At 69.9% G+C, this 17025-nt stretch carries 16 protein-coding genes; 5 read left to right on the top strand and 11 right to left on the bottom strand.

Annotated elements, in window-relative coordinates; genetic code table 11:
- Nucleotides 1–104 precede the first annotated feature (104 nt).
- Together C5C17_RS15915 and C5C17_RS15910 are read right to left on the bottom strand one after the other, a co-directional pair.
- Nucleotides 105–749, bottom strand: coding sequence for a response regulator transcription factor (locus C5C17_RS15915; RefSeq protein ID WP_104254369.1), 645 nt, complete (start codon nucleotides 747–749; stop codon nucleotides 105–107).
- A complete protein-coding gene (locus C5C17_RS15910) occupies nucleotides 746–1948 on the bottom strand; it encodes a sensor histidine kinase (protein ID WP_181028644.1) in 1203 nt (400 codons plus the stop codon). Before C5C17_RS15910 ends, C5C17_RS15915 begins: the two co-directional genes overlap by 4 nt.
- Nucleotides 1949–2081: 133 nt before the next feature.
- Between C5C17_RS15910 and C5C17_RS15905 the strand changes: the two genes are divergently transcribed.
- Together C5C17_RS15905 and C5C17_RS15900 are read left to right on the top strand one after the other, a co-directional pair.
- Nucleotides 2082–2873 carry an ABC transporter ATP-binding protein gene (locus C5C17_RS15905; protein ID WP_104254612.1) on the top strand — a complete coding sequence of 264 codons (792 nt, stop codon included), beginning with the start codon at nucleotides 2082–2084 and terminating at the stop codon, nucleotides 2871–2873.
- Nucleotides 2870–4993, top strand: coding sequence for an FtsX-like permease family protein (locus C5C17_RS15900; protein ID WP_104254367.1), 2124 nt, complete (start codon nucleotides 2870–2872; stop codon nucleotides 4991–4993). The genes C5C17_RS15905 and C5C17_RS15900 overlap by 4 nt, the downstream gene beginning before the upstream one ends.
- A gap of 514 nt (nucleotides 4994–5507) precedes the next feature.
- On the opposite strand, the gene C5C17_RS15895 is transcribed toward C5C17_RS15900, so the two are convergent.
- Both C5C17_RS15895 and C5C17_RS15890 read right to left on the bottom strand, forming a co-directional pair.
- A complete protein-coding gene (locus tag C5C17_RS15895; protein WP_104254366.1) occupies nucleotides 5508–6110 on the bottom strand; it encodes a response regulator transcription factor in 603 nt (200 codons plus the stop codon).
- Entirely contained in the window at nucleotides 6107–7375 is a 1269-nt protein-coding gene (locus C5C17_RS15890; RefSeq protein ID WP_104254365.1) for a sensor histidine kinase, read from the bottom strand. The genes C5C17_RS15895 and C5C17_RS15890 overlap by 4 nt, the downstream gene beginning before the upstream one ends.
- 181 nt (nucleotides 7376–7556) lie before the next feature.
- Here C5C17_RS15890 and C5C17_RS15885 point away from each other — a divergent pair, with 181 nt between their 5' ends.
- Complete coding sequence (locus C5C17_RS15885) at nucleotides 7557–8051, top strand: small multidrug efflux protein (RefSeq protein ID WP_104254364.1); 495 nt, start codon at nucleotides 7557–7559, stop codon at nucleotides 8049–8051.
- A 58-nt stretch (nucleotides 8052–8109) separates the two neighbouring features.
- Here the strand turns inward: C5C17_RS15885 and C5C17_RS15880 are convergent, their stop codons facing one another.
- Complete coding sequence (locus tag C5C17_RS15880; protein ID WP_104254363.1) at nucleotides 8110–8862, bottom strand: SUMF1/EgtB/PvdO family nonheme iron enzyme; 753 nt, start codon at nucleotides 8860–8862, stop codon at nucleotides 8110–8112.
- Nucleotides 8863–8935: 73 nt separating this feature from the next.
- Between C5C17_RS15880 and C5C17_RS15875 the strand changes: the two genes are divergently transcribed.
- The gene (locus C5C17_RS15875) at nucleotides 8936–9835 is read left to right on the top strand and encodes an alpha/beta fold hydrolase (protein WP_104254362.1); all 900 of its coding nucleotides are present in this window, start codon (nucleotides 8936–8938) and stop codon (nucleotides 9833–9835) included.
- A 110-nt stretch (nucleotides 9836–9945) separates the two neighbouring features.
- Nucleotides 9946–10812 carry a MurR/RpiR family transcriptional regulator gene (locus C5C17_RS15870; RefSeq protein ID WP_160070981.1) on the top strand — a complete coding sequence of 289 codons (867 nt, stop codon included), beginning with the start codon at nucleotides 9946–9948 and terminating at the stop codon, nucleotides 10810–10812.
- 21 nt (nucleotides 10813–10833) lie between these two features.
- Here the strand turns inward: C5C17_RS15870 and C5C17_RS15865 are convergent, their stop codons facing one another.
- From C5C17_RS15865 to C5C17_RS15840, 6 genes are read right to left on the bottom strand one after another with little or no spacing between them, the layout of a single operon-like run.
- Nucleotides 10834–12186, bottom strand: a complete 1353-nt coding sequence (locus C5C17_RS15865) for an ArgE/DapE family deacylase (RefSeq protein WP_104254360.1) — start codon at nucleotides 12184–12186, stop codon at nucleotides 10834–10836.
- Nucleotides 12173–13219, bottom strand: coding sequence for a branched-chain amino acid ABC transporter permease (locus tag C5C17_RS15860; RefSeq protein ID WP_104254359.1), 1047 nt, complete (start codon nucleotides 13217–13219; stop codon nucleotides 12173–12175). The genes C5C17_RS15865 and C5C17_RS15860 overlap by 14 nt, the downstream gene beginning before the upstream one ends.
- Nucleotides 13216–14088 carry a branched-chain amino acid ABC transporter permease gene (locus tag C5C17_RS15855; protein ID WP_181028643.1) on the bottom strand — a complete coding sequence of 291 codons (873 nt, stop codon included), beginning with the start codon at nucleotides 14086–14088 and terminating at the stop codon, nucleotides 13216–13218. Before C5C17_RS15855 ends, C5C17_RS15860 begins: the two co-directional genes overlap by 4 nt.
- Nucleotides 14081–14842, bottom strand: coding sequence for an ABC transporter ATP-binding protein (locus C5C17_RS15850; protein WP_104254357.1), 762 nt, complete (start codon nucleotides 14840–14842; stop codon nucleotides 14081–14083). Before C5C17_RS15850 ends, C5C17_RS15855 begins: the two co-directional genes overlap by 8 nt.
- Nucleotides 14835–15587, bottom strand: a complete 753-nt coding sequence (locus C5C17_RS15845) for an ABC transporter ATP-binding protein (protein WP_104254356.1) — start codon at nucleotides 15585–15587, stop codon at nucleotides 14835–14837. Before C5C17_RS15845 ends, C5C17_RS15850 begins: the two co-directional genes overlap by 8 nt.
- On the bottom strand, nucleotides 15575–16849 hold the full coding sequence (locus tag C5C17_RS15840; RefSeq protein ID WP_104254355.1) for an ABC transporter substrate-binding protein: 1275 nt from the start codon (nucleotides 16847–16849) through the stop codon (nucleotides 15575–15577). Before C5C17_RS15840 ends, C5C17_RS15845 begins: the two co-directional genes overlap by 13 nt.
- Between the last annotated feature and the right edge of the window lie 176 nt (nucleotides 16850–17025).

Raw genomic sequence — 17025 nt, 5'->3', positions numbered from 1 at the left:
GCCGACGGTGGTCTCGGGATGGCAAGTTCGCTTCGTTCGGGGAAACTTCCCGCAACGAGGTGAGTTCTCCATCCGGAGAGCGGAGCGACGCTGTCACCGGTGGGTCACCTGACGAGGTCCATCCGCCACGCCCACGCCGCGATCTCGACGCGGTTGCGGGCGCCGAGCTTCACGCTGATGTTGCGCGCGTGGGTCTTCACGGTCGAGACCGAGACGAAGAGGTCAGCAGCGATCTCCTCGTTGGTGCCGCCGCGCGCGATCGCGGCCGCGATCTCCACCTCGCGGTCGGACAGCTCGTGCTCAGCATCGGATGGAAGCCGTCTGGCGGCACTCCCGGCGAGTTCGCCAAGCAGCCGCACCGTGATCGAGGGCGAGACGAGCGCGTCCCCATCTGCCGCGGCGCGAACCGCTTCGACGAGCAGCCGGGGCCCCGCATCCTTGAGCATGAACCCGGATGCGCCGGCCTGCAGCGCCGAGCGCAGGTACTCGTCGGTGTCGAAGGTCGTGACGATGACCACTCGCGGCGCGTCCGGCCGGGCGGTGATGATCCGTGTGGCGTCGAGCCCGTTCATCCCGGGCATGCGGATGTCCATGAGCACGACGTCAGGCAGCAGCCGCGTGGCTGTGGCGACCGCCTCGTCACCCGAACCGGCGACGCCGACCACGCGGATGTCACCCTCCGCCTCGAGGATCATGCGGAAACCCGCGCGCACCATCTCCTGGTCGTCGGCGAGGACGACGGTGATCATTGCTGCGGCTCCAGGGGCAGGGTGACCGAGACCGTCCACGTGTCAGGAGTGTCGGCGCCCGCGCGCATGGCCCCGCCGAGCGCCGTGACCCGCTCGGACAGGCCCGTGAGTCCGAACCCGGCGGCGCCCTCCTCGCGACTGCCCGCGCGCACCCCGTCGTTCTCGATCTCGAGCAGCAGCTCGGCGTCGACCACGCGCACCGACACGGCGGTTGTCCCCTCGGGCGCGTGCTTGCGCGCGTTCGTGAGCGCCTCCCTGACCACGCGGTACGCGGACTCGCCGACGCCGGGCGGCAGGGGAGCATCCGCGTCCTCGAGGTGCAGGGTCGTGCGCTCGTGGCCTGGGTCGAACCGATCGACGAGCGTCGGGATGTCGACGAGGCCGTATGGCACGGTCATGGGAGCGGGCTCCCCATCGCCGTGCTCGTCGCGGATCGCGCCGACCATGCGACGCATGCCGGCGAGCGCCTCGGTGCCAGCCGCCTCGATGGCGGCCAGGGCCTCGGTGGTGCGCTCGGGGTCGGCGCGGGCGACCGCGAGCGCCGCCTGCGCCTGCACGACGATTCCCGTGACCTGGTGCGCGACCACGTCGTGGAGCTCCCGCGCCAGCTCCAGCCGCTCCGCTCGCCGGGCGGCCTCGAGCGCGGATTCGCGGCGCAGGCGCACGAACCGCCCGGCGACGCCGCCGATGACGGCGCACCCCCAGACGAGGACGGCGAGGAGGATCGCGGTTCCGTCGACGCCGATGCGCAGCAGGGTCATGGCGAGTGCGACGACCAGAGCGCCGACGCCGACGGCGACCGCACCTCGGAGGGAAGCCGCGCGCACGCCGAACACCGTGAGCACGACGAGGGCTGCCGACTCGGTCAGCGAAGGCCAGGGGGCGCCGGCGGATGCGGCGACCCCGGACCCGAGGAGCGAGACCGCGAAGGCGGATCCCACGCCCAAGGCGGCGGGAAGCCGGCCGCGGGCGAGGGCCAGTGCAGCCACCACGACGGCGACGAACGCGGTGGCCAGGGCCCCCGCGATGAGACCGTCGGTGGGACCGGTCTCCGGGACGACCGCAAGCCGGGCGGCGAGCTCGAAGTCCACCACGAGCAGCAGCGCGAGCACTGCGAACGCGGCGATCTTCGGCGCGGCCTTGAGGCGGGCCGCAAGCGACCCGAGCCGCCCCCGTCCGCCGTCGCTGCTTGTCGTCACGCCTCCATCCTCGCGGACGCGCCTCAAGCAACACTCCGTTTTGCGGGCAAATCGTTCGAAGGAACGAGCGCGCCGGCCACGACCGTCCCCTCGGTCGACGCGGGCAGCCGTGCCCACCTCAGAGGGTGGATGCATGACTTCAGACCCCGGCGACCTCCGTTCCCCGCCCTCCGCTCCGCCTGTTCCGCTGGCCGCCCGGGCCATCGACGTCGTGCGCGAGTACGGCGACACCGGCAACCGCGTCCGCGCCCTCGACGGGCTGAGCCTCGACCTGCCCGCGAGGCGGTTCACGGCCATCATGGGCGCATCCGGTTCTGGCAAGTCGACCCTGCTGCACTGCCTCGCGGGGCTCGACCAGCCGACCACCGGCCGCATCCTGCTCGGCGATACCGACCTCGGGAGGCTCGACGACGCGGCCCTGACGGCGGCGCGGCGCGACCGGGTCGGCTTCGTGTTTCAAGACGGCAACCTGCTCCCGCACCTCACCGCGGGCGAGAACATCGACCTGGGCGCGTCGCTCGCGAGGCGTCGCCCCGAGCGCGGCTGGCGGGCTGAGCTCGTCGAACGCCTCGGCATCTCCGACCGGCTCCGGCACCTGCCGGCGCAGCTCTCCGGCGGCCAGCGCCAACGGGTCGCCGTCGCGAGGGCCCTGCTCGGGCGCCCCGACCTGATCGTCGCCGACGAGCCGACGGGCGCCCTCGACAGCGAGTCGGGGAGCTCGCTGCTCGCACTTCTGCGCGCGTGCGTCGACGAATACGGGCAGACCGTGGTGATGGTCACCCACGACCCGGTGGCCGCGGCCGTCACCGACGAGGTCGTGCTGCTCAAGGACGGCAGGGCGGCCGGCAGCCTGAGCTCGCCCACCCGCGGTCGGGTGCTCGAGCACGTCGCGGCGCTCGCGGCCGGTGCCGGGGTGCCCGCATGATCGTCATCCGCGCGGCCGCGAGAAGCGTGCTCCGACGGCCGGGCCAGGCGGTGCTCATCGGCATCGCGATCGTCGCGGCGACGGCCTTCGCGGCGGCGTCGCTGCTCATCTCCCTCAACGCGAGGACCGCGCTCGTCGCGTTCGGCATGAGCACGCCCGCGGCGGCGGGTGCCGTGGTCATCCCGCCGAGCGATCTGACGTCGGAGGCGGCCACGGAGATCGCCGAGCGGGCGCGCACGCTCCCCGGTGTGGACGAGGTCGCCGTCGAGTACCTCGGCGACGTCGAGGTGCAGCTCGGCGGCACCACCGCCGTCTGGAAGCTGACGAGCGACCCCGGCTCCGGCCCCCTGAGCGGCATCGGCGAGCTGTCCGCCGGCTCCGCACCGGAGGTCGGCGAGGTGGTCATCGGCACGAGCACGGCCGAGCGCTCCGGCGCGACCGTCGGTGACGTCTTCGTCGCGGGCGGACGTGAGCTCACGGTCGCGGGGATCGGGCAGGTGCACGAGTTCGGGCAGGACGTCGCCCTCATCCGGGAAGAGGATGCGGTGGCGCTCGGCGGGTCGATGGCCCCGGTGCAGATCTTCGTCACGGGCGACCCCGACCTCGACGTGCTGAACGCGGTCGCGGGGGAGAGCACCGTCGTGGGCGGCGAGGAGCGCCGCGCGGAGGAGGCTCGCTCCGTGACCGACACGCTCGTGGGTGTCTTCGGTGCCCTCACCGTGTTCGTCGGCCTCGCCGTGCTGTCGGCCGTCGTGATCGTGAGCTCGACGTTCCGCATCCTGCTCGCCCGACGGGCCGCCGAGCTCGCGCTGCTGCGCTGCGTCGGAGCATCCCGCGCTCAGGTGCGCCGCTCGGTGCTCGTCGAGGCGGCGTTCATCGGCCTCGTCGGCGGTGCCGCGGGCGTCGCGGTCGGGCTCGCGGCCGCGGCGGGGCTCGTCGCGGCGGCCAGAGGCGCCGGGCTGCTCGATGCGCCCTTCGATGCCGCGCCGGCGGGACTCATCGCGTGCCTCATCCTCGCCGTGTGCTGCTCCATCGTCGCCGCATTGCCAGCTGCGCGGGCGGCGGGCAGGACCTCACCGGTCGCCGCGCTCGGCGAGGCTCGCTCCTCGGATGCCCGCCCGCTGCGAGGTGCGCCCCGCCTGCTCTTCGCTGTCGCAGCGCTCGTCGTCGCGGCCCTGTCCGCGCTCGCTGGGGTGGTCGTCGCATCCACCGACGAGTTCCTTGGCCTCGCGCTCGCCGCCCTGAGTGGCACGCTCGTCTTCGCGGGGCTCGTCGCCGTCGGGCCCTTCCTCATCCGCTGGTCGGCGCTCCTGCTGCGGCCGCTCGCATCCCGGTCGGTCGCGCTGCGACTGACGATGTCCAACGCGAGTCGTGCGTCGCGTCGCAGCGCCGCCATGACCACCGTGCTGACGCTTGGCGTCGGCCTCACGGCGGCGCTCACCGTCGGCGTCGCCGGGGCGTCGGCTGACGCCGAGGAGAGCGTCGCCAGCAACTTCCCGACCGCGGCCATCATCCCCGTCGACCTCGTCGACGACCCCGACGCGGTCGTCGAACGCCTGTCGGCGGACCCGTCCGTGGAGGCACGCCTCGGCGAGGCCGACATCCTCATCGACCCGGCACCCGGGGTGGCGCCCGAGGCGTTGCGCGCAGCCGTGCTCGACCGCGTGGACCCGGGCGTCCCCGTCTACTGGGCGGCCGACGTCCAGGCCGGGATCGAGCAGACCATCCTCGTCGGGCAGCTCATCGGGGCGGCCATGATCGGCGTGACGCTGCTCGTCGCGATGATCGGGGTGACCGTGACGCTGGCGCTCTCGGTCGCCGAGCGGCGGCAGGAGATCGCGCTGCTGCGGGCCCTGGGCGTCAGCCGTTCGGGCACTCGCCGCTCCGTCGCAGCCGAGGCCGCGCTCGCCGCCACGGTCGGCTCGGCGATTGGCGTCACCGTGGGCTGCGGATACGGGGTGCTCGCCCTGCACGTCCTCGGAATGGCAGGCGGCATGCCGCCGTTCGGTACGCTCGCGGTGCTCGGGGTGGGCGTGATCGCCACCTCCGTGCTCGCCTCAGTCGCGCCCATGCGGGCCGCGAGCCGCGTGCGGCCGGCCATTGGCGTGGCCGCCCGCTGACGCGCTGCGGCGTGGGGGTTTCGGGATGGGTTCCACGCTTCGGGATGGGTTGCAAGCCATCTGCGTGCGTGGAAGCCATCTCGAAATGTGGTCCGGGTCACGTCACCGCCCGGGATCGCGCGGCGGGGCGGCGGCGCGGCTGTCTTGGGATGGGGAAATCGCTTCGTTCAGGGAAGTTCTCCTCAACGAGGTGACGTTGCCATCCCGAATCGGCTCGGACGCCCCGAGTTGACGCGGCCCCGCGCATCCATTCGCGCATTCGCCCGCGCGAGTGGGTGTGTCCGCGTTTCGGGATGGGTTCCACGCTTCGGGATGGGTTGCAAGCCATCTGCGTGCGTGGAAGCCATCTCGAAATGTGGTCCGGGTGACGGTCACCGCCCGGGGTCACGTGACGGTCACCGGCGGCTGTCTCGGGATGGGAACCTCGCTTCGTTCGGGGAAGTTTCCCTCAACGAAGTGACAATGCCATCCCGAGACGAGCGCCAGGCGGTGACGTGGCCGGATGCGCCGCGCGCTAGATCCAGCCGCGCTCGCGGGCGACGACGGTCGCCTGCTGCCTGGTCGAGACGGCGAGCTTCCCCAGCACCGACGACACGTAGTTGCGGACGGTGCCGGGGGAGAGGTGGAGGCTGCGGGCGATCTCGGCGATCGTCTCGCCGCGCTGTCCGGCTCGCAGCACGTCGAGCTCGCGGTCGGTGAGGGGGCTGCGTTCGTCGGCGAGCGCATCCGCGGCGATCTCGGGGTCGACGTAGCGTCGACCGGCGGCGACGCGGCGGATGATGTCGGCGACCTCTTCGGCGCGGCGGGATTTCGGGATGAACCCCTGGACTCCGGCGGCGAGCGCGCGGCGCAGCACCCCGGGTCTGGCGTGCCGGGTGACGACGATGCATCGCACCTCCGGCAGGCCTTGCAGGCGCTCGGCGACTTCGACCCCGTCGAGGCCCGGCATCTCGAGGTCGAGGAGGCAGATGTCGGGCTTGAGGCGCAGCGCCTCTTCGACGGCGGAGGTGCCGGTGCTGCACTCGGCGATCACCTCGAGGTCGTCTTCGAGGCGCAGCAGTGAGGCGAGGGCCGTGCGGATCATGTCCTCGTCGTCAGCGAGCAGCACCCGGATCATGCCTGTTCTCCTGTCGTCGCGGGGAGGCCAGAGGCGCCGGTGACCGGGGCATGTCCGACGGGCAGGCGCACCTGCACGGTGAAGCTCGTGCCGTCGTTCCACGCCTCGACTTCGCCGCCGCTGATCTCGAGTCGCTCGCCCATACCGGTGAGGCCGCTGCCCCACGCGACGTCGGTCCGGGCCGCGTCCCCAGCCGCAGCGCTGCCGCCGTGGCCCGCGGCGTCATTCACCATGCGGTAGACCCATACGTCGCCGTCGCGGGTGAGCTCGATTCGAGCGCGGTTGCCGTCACCGTGCTTGAGCACGTTGGTGACGCTCTCGCGCACGATCGGCCCGAGCACGTCGGCGGGGGCGGATGCGGTGCCGGCTCCCACGTGCATCCGCACGTCGTGCCCGGCGGCGCGCAGCAGGTCGGCTGCGTTCTCGAGCTCATCAGGCAGGGGCACGCCGCGGAAGCTCGTCGCGAGGGCGCGCGTGCCGGCGCGTGCCTCGTTGACGGCTCCCTGCGCGGCCCGTATCTGCTCGGCCGCCGCGGCCGGGTCCTTCGTGATGAGGCGCTCCGCGAGCTCGAGCTGCAGGGCGATGACCTGCAGGTGGTGCCCTTGCAGGTCGTGCACGTCGTTGGCGAGGCGGAGGCGCTCGCGGGTCGCGGCGAGCTGGCTCTCGGCGGCACGCGCGCGGTCGAGTTCGAGCACGATCTCCCACCACCAGAGAGAGAAGGCGGTCATGGACGGCGTCATCAGGATGAAGAGGCCGGGCGCGGCGAACGCATTGCCGGGGATGCCCTGCTCGCCGAACGTCCTGGCTTCGAAGAAGATCACGACGGCCACGGCGATCGTGGCGCCGACGACGACCCGCCACCTGACCCCTGGTGTCCAGGGGCGCACGGAGAGCACGAACGCGATGACCGCGGCCACGGCGACGAACGAGGCTGCGCCGACACCGAGGAGTGCGGCGCTGACTGCGGCGAGGCCGAGACCGAGCAGGTGGAGGCTCGACGGGCGGTGCGCCTCGCCGTCGCGAACGGCCAGCACACTCGGGCGGTAATCGAGGAGGAGCAGCATGGCGGAGGCAAGCCATGCGAGGCCACCGGCCACGGTGACGGGGAGACGCCAGGTCGCGTCGAGGTTCGGGGCCGCCCAGGTCCACAGCACCCAGAACGAGATGGTGAAGCCGACGAACACCAAGACCCCCACTGCCGTGTACCACCAGGTGGCGGTGACGCCGCGGGCGAGGGCGATCTCGCCGATGCGTGGAGTGCTCATCCCTCAACGGTAGGCCAGGCGTGGGCGAGCGGCCCGTGACATTTGTCACGAACCCGCACGCGCATCCTCACGAGGAGTGGTGACGGGGCGGCACTGCCGCACGCCGCGCATCCCGGGTGGAATGGAGACATCACCGCGGCACCCGACGCGGCAGCCCACCTCAGCTCCGAAAGGCCACACCATGAACCCCATCGCAGAGCTCATCCTCGGTTTCCAGGACCTGATGGCGCAGTTGCCAGACTGGCTGCAGCCGCTCGTCGTCGCGCTTGCCGGTGCCGTCCCCTTCATCGAGGGTGAGGGTGCCGCGACGATCGGCATCATCGGCGGCATCAACCCGGTCATCGCCGCCATCGCGGGTGCCCTCGGCAACTTCATCGCCGTGGCGCTTGTCGTCTACCTCGGCGCTGCCATCCGGGCCCGCTTCGCGAAGTCGCCCGAGGACGCGACGCCGAAGACGGCTCGCCGCGAGAAGTTCCAGCGCGCCTTCAACCGCTATGGGGTCGCCGGCGTGAGCCTCCTCGGCCCGCTGCTGCTCCCGACCCACTTCACGGCGGCGGCGCTCGCGGGAAGCGGCATCTCGAAGGGGCGCGTGCTCGTCTGGCAGGCGGTCGCGATCGTGCTGTGGACGACGCTGCTGACCCTCTTCATCACCGGGGTCATCGCCTTCGCGGTCTGATCCGGGCTCTGGCATCCGCCGAGCGGCGCTGAGCCGCCGGATCAGGCGGGCGGATGCGTCAGCGCAGTGGGGTCCACCCGAACGGGGTGGGCCCCTCGTTCGTTGCGCGCTCGCGGTCGGCGCGGGCAGACCACCCCTGGGCCGCATCCTCGGCGTCGAAGCCGCCGCGGGCGACGCGGAACCCGACGTCCTCGTGGTGCATGCGGGGCGCCCCGCCGCGGCGGACGGAGGCGCGCACGCTCCACGTGTCGTCGGCGTAGCCGCCACCGCGGAACACGCGGTAGTCGTCGTAGCGGGCCGGGTCGAGGAAGTCCCAGCACCACTCCCACGTGTTGCCGAGGGTGTCGAAGAGGCCGTTGAGGTTGGGGTGCTTGCCACCGACGGGCTGCGGGCTGGTGACGCCGTCGAGGCTGGTCCAGGCTACGTCGGCGAGCGGCCCGTACTGCGCGGCCGTCGATCCGGCCCTGCACGCGAACTCCCACTCGGACTCGGTGGGGAGGCGGATGCCGTCGGAGTCGACGTGCCAGGTGACCTGCTCGCCGTCGTACGAGTAGGCGGGGTCGAGGCCCTCCCACTCGGAGGCGGCGTTGCAGAAGCGGATGGCGCGCAGCCAGCTGACATCGGTCGCGGGCCGGTCGGGGTGGCTCAGCCCGTCGTCGGTCGCCTCCCCGAGGAGCTCGCCGAGCTGCGACTGCGTGACCGCGTAGACGCCGATCTCGAACGGCTCGAGCTCCACGCGGCGGCGGATCTTGCGTCGCGCGTCGTGCAGTTCGACGGTGCCGCCGTCGATGGCCGAGAATTCGATATCCATTGGGCCCATCCTCGCACCGGAGGGTGCCACCGGCGCCTGGCGGGTGGTCGTCGGGGCGTGAGAGCATGCCGGGATGATCGACTCCGCCGCCTTCGTGACGACCCCGGACGGTCGTCGCCTGCGCACGTTCGCGAGCGGGCCGCGCGACTCGGGCGCCGTGGTCGTGCTCGAGGCTGGCCTGGGTGCGAGCGGCCTGTACTGGGGGCTCGTGCACGGGATGCTCGCGGAGCGCGTGCGGGTCGTCGCCTACGAGCGGGCGGGGTACGGGGAGAGCACGCCGGATCCTGCACCGCGCACGCTGGACCGCCTCGCCGACGACCTCGACGTGGTCGTGGACGCGCAGGAGCCGCCACGGCTGGTGCTCGTCGGCCACAGTTGGGGCGGGCCGATCGTTCGGCGCCTGGCAGCTCGCCGCCTGTCGGCTGGCGCGCCGATGGACGGGCTCGTGCTCGTCGACCAGAGCGATGAGCACGCGTCGCTGTACTTCCGGCCGTCGACTCGGCGCCTCTTCGCATTCTCGGCGTCGGTGCTGGAGCCGGCCGCCCGTCTCGGTCTGCTGCGCGTGCAGCTGCGGAGCCTCGTCGAGGGGATGGAACCGGTCGCGGCGGCGCAAACGCTGGATGCATCCACGAACCCGGGTGCGGCGCGGGCGGCGGCCGCCGAGCAGCGTCTCGTGGGGAGCGAGCTCGCGGGTTTGCGATCGCGCCCACCGAGGCTTGGCGATCTGCCGATGCGGGTGATCTCGGGCATGAAGGAGATGCCGTCGGATCGCACCCGCGGCCCGCTGATCGCCGCGCACCTCGAGACGGTCGCCTCGCATCCCGGGGCCGTGCACGTGCGGGCCGAGGAGTCAGGGCACGTGGTCAGCGCCTCTGAGCCAGAGCTTGTGGCAGAGCAGGCGCTCGAGTTGGCGATGCACGCCGGTGCTCGCGGGGTCGACTCGCGTTCATCCGGCGAGGCTCACTCGAGCTGAGCGCCGGAGTTGAGGCGGCGCTGAGAATCTCGACCCGAGCGAAACGGCGGTAGGCTCGCCTCGTAACGTGCGTTACGCGAAGGGGGTGTCCTGTGACAGAAGGCAGTGACGTGTCTGAACCGGCTATCGAGGAGCTCATCCGCGACGCCCTGGATCGGTTCTCGGCGAGCGAGCGCAAGGTCGCCCGTACACTCCTTGCGAACTACCCGATTGCGGGGCTCGAACGCATGGCTGAGCTGGCGAAGCGAGCGAACGTCTCGCCGCCGACGGTCGTGCGGTTCATCTCTCGGCTTGGGTTCTCGGGGTATCCGGCTTTCCAGCGACGGCTGGCTCGGGAGGTCCACGAGCATCTCGGATCACCGCTCGAGCAGTATGACCGCGCCGATAGACGGGTCGAGTCCTCCCAGTTCCTCGGCTACGCGGCGAACCTGTACAACCAGGGGATCAACGAATCGTTCGCCGAGCTGCCGGAGAGCGAGTTCTACCGCGCCGTCTCCCTGCTCGCGGATCCGCGACGGCGAGTGCACCTGATGGGTGGCCGCTTCAGCTGGATCCTCGCCAAGTACCTGTGCTCGCACCTGCAGATGATCCGACCAGGAGTCGAGGTGGTCCCCGATGATGAGATCGGCCGGCTCGGACTCGTCAACGATTCGTCACGCACCGACGTGATCGTGGTCTTCGACTATCGCCGTTACGACATCGAGACGGTGAGGTTCGCGCAGCGCCTGGCCGATCGGGGAGCAGAGGTGGTGCTGCTCACGGATCGGTGGCTCTCACCCGTCGCCGACCTGGCCAGGGTCGTTCTGCCAGTGCGAGTCGAGGCGCCATCACCCTTCGACAGTTTGGTGCCGGCCCTCGCGCTCGTGGAGAGCCTCATCGCGGCGGTCACCGACCGGATCGGCGATGAGGGGCGAGCCCGGCTCGAGCAACTCGAAGCCATGCGCGCCAGGGGTGCCACTCGAGCACCCCTGGCGTAAGCCGCCGCCGCAGCCGTTCGCTCAGGCCACGCCGCAATACCGCACAGCGGTCAGCGCGTAGGTCTTGGCCACCGTGATGATCTGGTGGATCGGCACGTACTCGCCTTCGGCGTGGGCGGTGGTGGCGGCCCCCGGCCCGTAGATGACACCGGGGATGCCAGCCTCCTGCAGCCAGGTTGCGTCGCACAGGCCCATGAATCCCTCGCGCAGCGCCGGGCGTGAACCGTCGAACGCGCCGAGAGCGTCGCTGTGGGCAGCACGCAGCGCCGGCACCACATCGAGGTCCTCAGGAGCGTTGTAGGGCGGCCACAGCAGCGTCCACTCAACCTGGGGAGGGTTTGCCGCGAGCCACGAGTCGTTCGCGCACGCGGCCGTGATCACAGCCTCCACCTCGGCGATCACCTCGGCATTGGTGCGGTCGGGGTGGTGGGCCACGCAGTACTCGACGACCAGCTCGTCCGGGTGGGCGAAGGGCACCCGGAAGCCGACCGGGTGGGCCTCGAGGACACCGGGCAGGAGATTGAAATAACCGGGGACGAAATCGGGGTGCCGATCGGTCAGTGCCCAGCGGTTCTCGAGCTCGCGGAGCGCGGAGTAGACGACCCAGTACTTGTCGATGGTGTTGACGCCCAGCGCCTCGCCGCGGAGTGTCGGGTGGACGGTCATGCCCCGCAGGCTCGAATGCGCCGTCTTCCCCTGCAATGTGACGCGGAACACCAGGCCGCCCGGGGTCGACATGGCGTAGTTGGGATCCCCATCGTCGAAGTGCGACGGCTCCACGACGATTGCCGCATCCGCCGTGTACCCCGCGTTCACGGCCGCGGTGGTGCCCGCCTCGTGGTCGCCCACCTCTTCGCCGACAACAGCCTGGAGCACGAGGTCGCCCTGCAGCTTCACACCAGCCTTCGCAAGTGCGAGGGCCGCATACGCAGCGGCCACGACGCCGGCCTTGTTGTCGGTCGCGCCTCGGCCATGAACGGCAGTGTCCGTGACCCGTCCGGCGAACGGATCCTCGCTCCACTTCTCGGCGTTCGCCGGGACCACGTCGACGTGCCCGTTCAGCAGCAGCGAGCGTCCACCACCTGACCCGACGAGACGGGCGCAGGCGTTGTCTCGCTGCGCCTCGACCGAGACCATCTCCACCTCGGCTCCCGCCTCACGGTAGATCTCGGCGATGAGCGCACTGACCTCGCTCTCGCGTCCCACATGGTCGTCGTAGACCTGCCCTGGGTACTTCGGGTTGATGCTGGGGATGCGCACGGCGGCAGCCACAGACTCGATCATCCGCGGGGTCAGCGCGTCGACGGCAGCGAGCACCCGTTCGCGGAGTGCGAGCTCGGGCTCGGGCTTGAGGGGTACGTCAGATGCGGGCATGGTCGATCCTGCTTCCTGGTGAGGTGACGGTTGGAGCTGTTGGGATGGTTGGCGGGGCGGAGGGCGGTCTCCGTCGGCGCACCTGGCGAGCGAGCGCGCGGACGGAAGTGTCGACGAGGCCAGCCAGCCCCTTCGGGAGGAAGATCATCACGAGCACGGTTCCCGCACCGATGATGATCAGCTGCCAGGCGCCGAGGCCGGTGAGGGAGCGGTCGACGAACGTGACGACGATCGCGCCGAGGACCGGCCCCCAGATGTGTCCGGTACCTCCGAGGAAGATCATGCTCAGGCCGAGGGTCACGAAGCCGAAGCTGAAGAGGGTGGTGTCGGCGACTCGGAAGAACGAGACGTACAGTGCACCGGCGATACCCGCGATCGACCCGCTCAGCACGAAGGAGAGCAGTTGCTGTCGGATGCGGTTGATGCCGCGGCTGATCGCTAGTTGCTCGTTGTCGCGCAGCGCGATGAGGCTCTGCCCGAAGGGCGATCGGATGACGTGGCGCAGCACGATCACCAGAGCGACGACAGCGAAGGCCGTGAGCCACAGATAGCCGAGTCCGCCGGCATCCGAGAGGCGGAAGTCGCCGAGCGCGAGCCCTGGCACACCGGGGAGCCCGTTGGAGCCGCCGGTCAGCCCGGGGACGGCGAGCACCAGGTAGAAGCACAACTGCACGAAGATGAAGGTCACCAGCGCCACGTAGATGCCGCGCATCCGCAGCGCCGGGAGAAAGGCGACGGCCGCGGCGGCCGCTCCCGTGAGCCCGCCGAACAGGAGGCCCCACCACGGATTCCATTCCCACGACACCGTCGAGACTGCCATGGCGTAGCCGCCGAGGCCGAAGAAGCCCACGTGCGCGAAGTTGAAGATGCCACCGAACCCGATCGTCAGGTTCCAGCTGGTCGCCAGCAGCGCGTAGAGCAAGGCAGTAATGGCCAGAAGCCGCGCGGGGCCGGACACGATCACGTACGGCGTGAAGAACGCCGCGGCCAGCAGAGCGGCATAGACGCCGAAGCGGAAGAGGAGATGTTTCATGCCGTCCGTCCTTTGACCAAGCCCTGGGGTCGGATCAGGAGGACCGCGACCAGCACCACGAACACGATGACCGGGCTCCACTGCAGGCCGAGCGCGAACGAGGTCGCCGCCTCGAGCAGGCCGATCACGAACGCGCCGAGCAGCGTGCCCCAAAGTGTCGCGGAGCCGCCGAACACGAGCACCACAAAAGCAGTCAGGAGCGGCTCGAACCCCTTCGTGGGCGTGAGGGTGGACGTCGTTCCGTAGATGAGCGCCGCAGCGCATGCCAGGACGGCCGCGATGCCGAAGACCGTCGCGTAGACCCGAGACGGCTTGATCCCCATCAGCAGCGCCATGTCGCGATTCTGCGCCACTGCGCGGATGCCCGCGCCCCACTCGGTGCGGTTCAGCAGTTGGATGAGCCCGATCACGAGAGAGAGGGCGAGCGCGAGGGCCAGCAGACTCGTCACGGCGACCTGGGTCCCTCCGATGGACACAGTCTCAGTTGAGACCGCGGGAAGCTGGCGGTTCGTCGGGCCCCAGATGAGCTGCATGGCGCCACCCATGGCACTCGCGACGGCGAGCGTCGACACCATCACCAGCAGGGTGCCGTTGGCGCGATGCACGAGCGGACGGACCGCCACCAGCTCGAGCACGACGCCGAGGAGTGCCACTAACGGGACGGCGAGGATAAAGGCCAGAAGTACCGGGACCCCAAGCGGACCGGCGAGGGTCCAGATGAGATATCCGGCCGCGATCAGGATCCCGCCCTGGGCGTAGTTGAAGACGCCGAGGGTGGACCAGACGATCGACAATCCGCTCGCCAGAAGAGCGTAGAGCGAGCCGAGTACGACGGCGGAGACGAGGATGGCGATGAGTGCGTCAGCCATTGCTGCCTGCCGGAGTCGAGCTGGCTGTGGGATGGGTCCCGCCAACGTACATGTCCATGACCTCCTGTTGTGAGGGGCGCTGGTCTGCGCTGCCACTTCCGACCACGCGGCCGAGTTCGATGAGATACCAACGGTCGGTGAGCTCGAAGAGGAAATCGATGTCTCCGTCGGCGACCAGGAGCGTGAGTCCTGTGCGCTGTACCTGTTTGAGGGCTGCCAGGATCTCGCCCCGCACCTTGGGGGCGAGTCCGAGCGTGGGCTCATCGAGGACCAGCAATTCCGGCCTCGCCATCAGACCCATTGCGATCGCGACCATCTGCCGTTCACCGCCGGACAGTGTGCCGACGAGTTGGTCGCGGCGCTGCTGCAGCTTCGGGAACAGGGCCTGCACGAGCTCGAGCGTCTCGCTCCGGTGGGCACGGGCCTCGGGGCGACGCGAACCGAGCAGCACATTCTCTTGCACGGTCAGTCGCGGGAACAGCAGGCTGCCCTGAGGGATGTGGACGAGTCCGCGTCGGAAGATCTCCGTCGGGTCGCGGCGCACGATGTCCTCATCCTGGAATCGGATGGCTCCCGCCATCGGGCGGATGAGTCCGGAGACGGCGTTGAGCATGGTGGTCTTGCCGTGGCCGTTCGGGCCGAGGAGCGCGATTGCCTCTCCTCGTTGCACGGTGACGTCGATGCCCCGGAGCACAGTCGCGCGGCCGTACCCGGCTCGGAGACCCGAGATCTCTAGCAGTGGATGCTCACTCATGCGCGCCCCCCAGGTAGGCCTCGACGACGGCGGGGTCGCTGAGCGCCTGTTCGGGGGTCCCCTCGCTCAGCGAGGACCCGGCAGCCATCACGACCATCCGACCCGCCAGCTCGCGGAGGAGGCTCAGCACGTGTTCGATGATGAGCAGTGTCAGGCCCTGGCTGTTGAGCAAGCTGAGGAGCTCGATGAGCTCGGCCTGGTCTTCCGAGTCGAGGCCGCCCGCTGGTTCATCAAGCATCAGGAGCCGCGGCTGCGCGACCAGGGCGGAAGCGATCATGAGCTTCTTCTTCACCAGCAGCGGCACCTCGCCGGAGGGCAGGTCACGGTATGCGCCGATACCGACGGCGTCGATGGCGATGTCGACGGACTCTTGGCGAGCCGCACGGGTCATACCGGTGCTGAGGTATGCGGCGGAGACTGACACGTTGTCCCCGACTGTGAGCGTCGTGAACAGCTGCTCGCTTTGGAAGGTGCGACGCAGGCCGCGGCGCGCGATCTTCGGTGCACGGAGTCGGTCGATCCTCGCGCCGTCGAACCAGATCTCACCCGACGACGGTCCGAACGGCACGCCGGAGATCAGATTGAAGAGCGTCGACTTGCCTGCGCCGTTGGGGCCCGCGATGCCGAGGATCTCTCCCTCGGCTACATCGAAGGAGACGTCGCGCACGGCGGTGAAGCCGCCGAACACCCGGCTGGCGTTGCGCACGGACAGCACGGGGCCGGGCCGGGGGGTCACTGCATCCATGGCGGCACGGTGAAGGAGGTCTCGGCGGCTTCGTCCGGCGCGATGCTGACTCGCTGCTCATCCTGGATCTGGAAGTAGATCATCGGGATTCCGTCGTCGCCCGCTACGGTGAGATGCGTAGCCGGGTCGAAATGCACTCGACCGAGTGAGGTCACGACGTCGAGATCACCGATCGCGGCGCCGACCGCCTCGCGATCGCCGGGGTCACCGGCGGCCTCGGCGGCATCCGCCCACAGGCGGACGGATTCGTAGAGCATGATTCCGTAGAGACCCGGGTCGGTGCCGTAGGCCTCATCGAATGCCGCGATCGCCGCCTCGCCTTCCGGCGTGGTCTTCAACGGGGAGATCGGCAGGTTGTAGAGCACGCCATTCGCGGCGGACCCTGCCAGATCGATGAACTCGGGCACGCTTGGCGCATATTGCGAGAACACCAGGGAATCAGTCGGGTTGGCGACGAACTGGCTGAGGAAGCTCGCGGCGTTCGCGGTCTGGTAGTCGGTGTTGACGATGACCGAGGGATCGGCTTCTTTGATCTTGGTGATCTGCGTCGTCCAGTCGTTGACTTCGCCGAACGGAACGGTGTCGGGGCCAACCACGTTCCAGCCGTCGCTCTCGAACGTCTCGCTCAGACCGGAGGCGATTCCGTTCGAGTAGGGATTGTCGCTGGAGATGATGTACACGGTCTCGTTGCGAAGCGGGAAGGAGCCGTCTTCGTTCCACGCTGCGACCTTGGAAGGGAAGTCGGTGCCGTACCCGGCGTACGAGGGGGTGAGTGACCACACCGTCGGGTAGGCCTCGGGGTCCTCGGAAATGATCGCCGCTGTCTGGTCGCTGCCTCCGCCGATGATGTAGGGCATGCCCGCTTCGGCCATGAGGTCGATCTCGAAGTTGGTGGTGCTCGCGTACCCGGTCAAGACCGCTGCCACGTCGGGGTTGGCCGTCAGGGAGTTGACCGCCGAGGCCACCGCGTCGGCGCTCTGGTCTTTGACGTCGGCGACCTCGAGCGTCACTGTCCGACCCTCGATGCCCCCCGCCGCGTTCAACTCGTCGACGGCGAGCCGCGCTCCTTGCTCCATGAGCGCGCCGTCTGCGGCTGAGCCGCCGGTGAGCGGTGCAAGCAGGCCCAGGACGACGTCACCCTCCCCACCTCCGGAGGACCCACCACCTGGGGGTGCGCATGCGGACATGGTCAGGGTCACTGCCGCCACTGCCGCCAGTGCTGCTGCCCGACGAGAAGGCACTTGGACGCGTTTGGAACTCATGGGGGACTCCCTGCAGTTGTGGTCTCGGACACCGTTGCCCGAGCGGTCTGGAATGCGTTGGACTTACGATACTCACATTCCTGAATTGATCAATAGATAATGATGTGAAATTTTTGTTACGTTCTGCTCGGATCTGCGATAGTGTGCCTCGAACGAGGTTGTTCGGAACGTGCATA

This window comes from Pseudoclavibacter sp. RFBA6, from assembly GCF_002931575.1.
Taxonomy (GTDB): Bacteria; Actinomycetota; Actinomycetes; order Actinomycetales; family Microbacteriaceae; genus Pseudoclavibacter; species Pseudoclavibacter terrae.
This window is presented reverse-complemented; position numbering and strand designations above follow the sequence as displayed.

What these genes read in the sequence shown, in the direction of transcription:
- C5C17_RS15895 (WP_104254366.1), bottom strand. Translation starts at nt 6,110, where the DNA reads ATGATCCGGGTGCTGCTCGCTGACGACGAGGACATGATCCGCACGGCC.
- C5C17_RS15880 (WP_104254363.1), bottom strand. Translation starts at nt 8,862, where the DNA reads ATGGATATCGAATTCTCGGCCATCGACGGCGGCACCGTCGAACTGCAC.
- C5C17_RS15875 (WP_104254362.1), top strand. Translation starts at nt 8,936, where the DNA reads ATGATCGACTCCGCCGCCTTCGTGACGACCCCGGACGGTCGTCGCCTG.
- C5C17_RS15915 (WP_104254369.1), bottom strand. Translation starts at nt 749, where the DNA reads ATGATCACCGTCGTCCTCGCCGACGACCAGGAGATGGTGCGCGCGGGT.
- C5C17_RS15900 (WP_104254367.1), top strand. Translation starts at nt 2,870, where the DNA reads ATGATCGTCATCCGCGCGGCCGCGAGAAGCGTGCTCCGACGGCCGGGC.
- C5C17_RS15860 (WP_104254359.1), bottom strand. Translation starts at nt 13,219, where the DNA reads ATGAAACATCTCCTCTTCCGCTTCGGCGTCTATGCCGCTCTGCTGGCC.
- C5C17_RS15845 (WP_104254356.1), bottom strand. Translation starts at nt 15,587, where the DNA reads ATGGATGCAGTGACCCCCCGGCCCGGCCCCGTGCTGTCCGTGCGCAAC.
- C5C17_RS15890 (WP_104254365.1), bottom strand. Translation starts at nt 7,375, where the DNA reads ATGAGCACTCCACGCATCGGCGAGATCGCCCTCGCCCGCGGCGTCACC.
- C5C17_RS15905 (WP_104254612.1), top strand. Translation starts at nt 2,082, where the DNA reads ATGACTTCAGACCCCGGCGACCTCCGTTCCCCGCCCTCCGCTCCGCCT.
- C5C17_RS15855 (WP_181028643.1), bottom strand. Translation starts at nt 14,088, where the DNA reads ATGGCTGACGCACTCATCGCCATCCTCGTCTCCGCCGTCGTACTCGGC.
- C5C17_RS15840 (WP_104254355.1), bottom strand. Translation starts at nt 16,849, where the DNA reads ATGAGTTCCAAACGCGTCCAAGTGCCTTCTCGTCGGGCAGCAGCACTG.
- C5C17_RS15865 (WP_104254360.1), bottom strand. Translation starts at nt 12,186, where the DNA reads ATGCCCGCATCTGACGTACCCCTCAAGCCCGAGCCCGAGCTCGCACTC.
- C5C17_RS15885 (WP_104254364.1), top strand. Translation starts at nt 7,557, where the DNA reads ATGAACCCCATCGCAGAGCTCATCCTCGGTTTCCAGGACCTGATGGCG.
- C5C17_RS15850 (WP_104254357.1), bottom strand. Translation starts at nt 14,842, where the DNA reads ATGAGTGAGCATCCACTGCTAGAGATCTCGGGTCTCCGAGCCGGGTAC.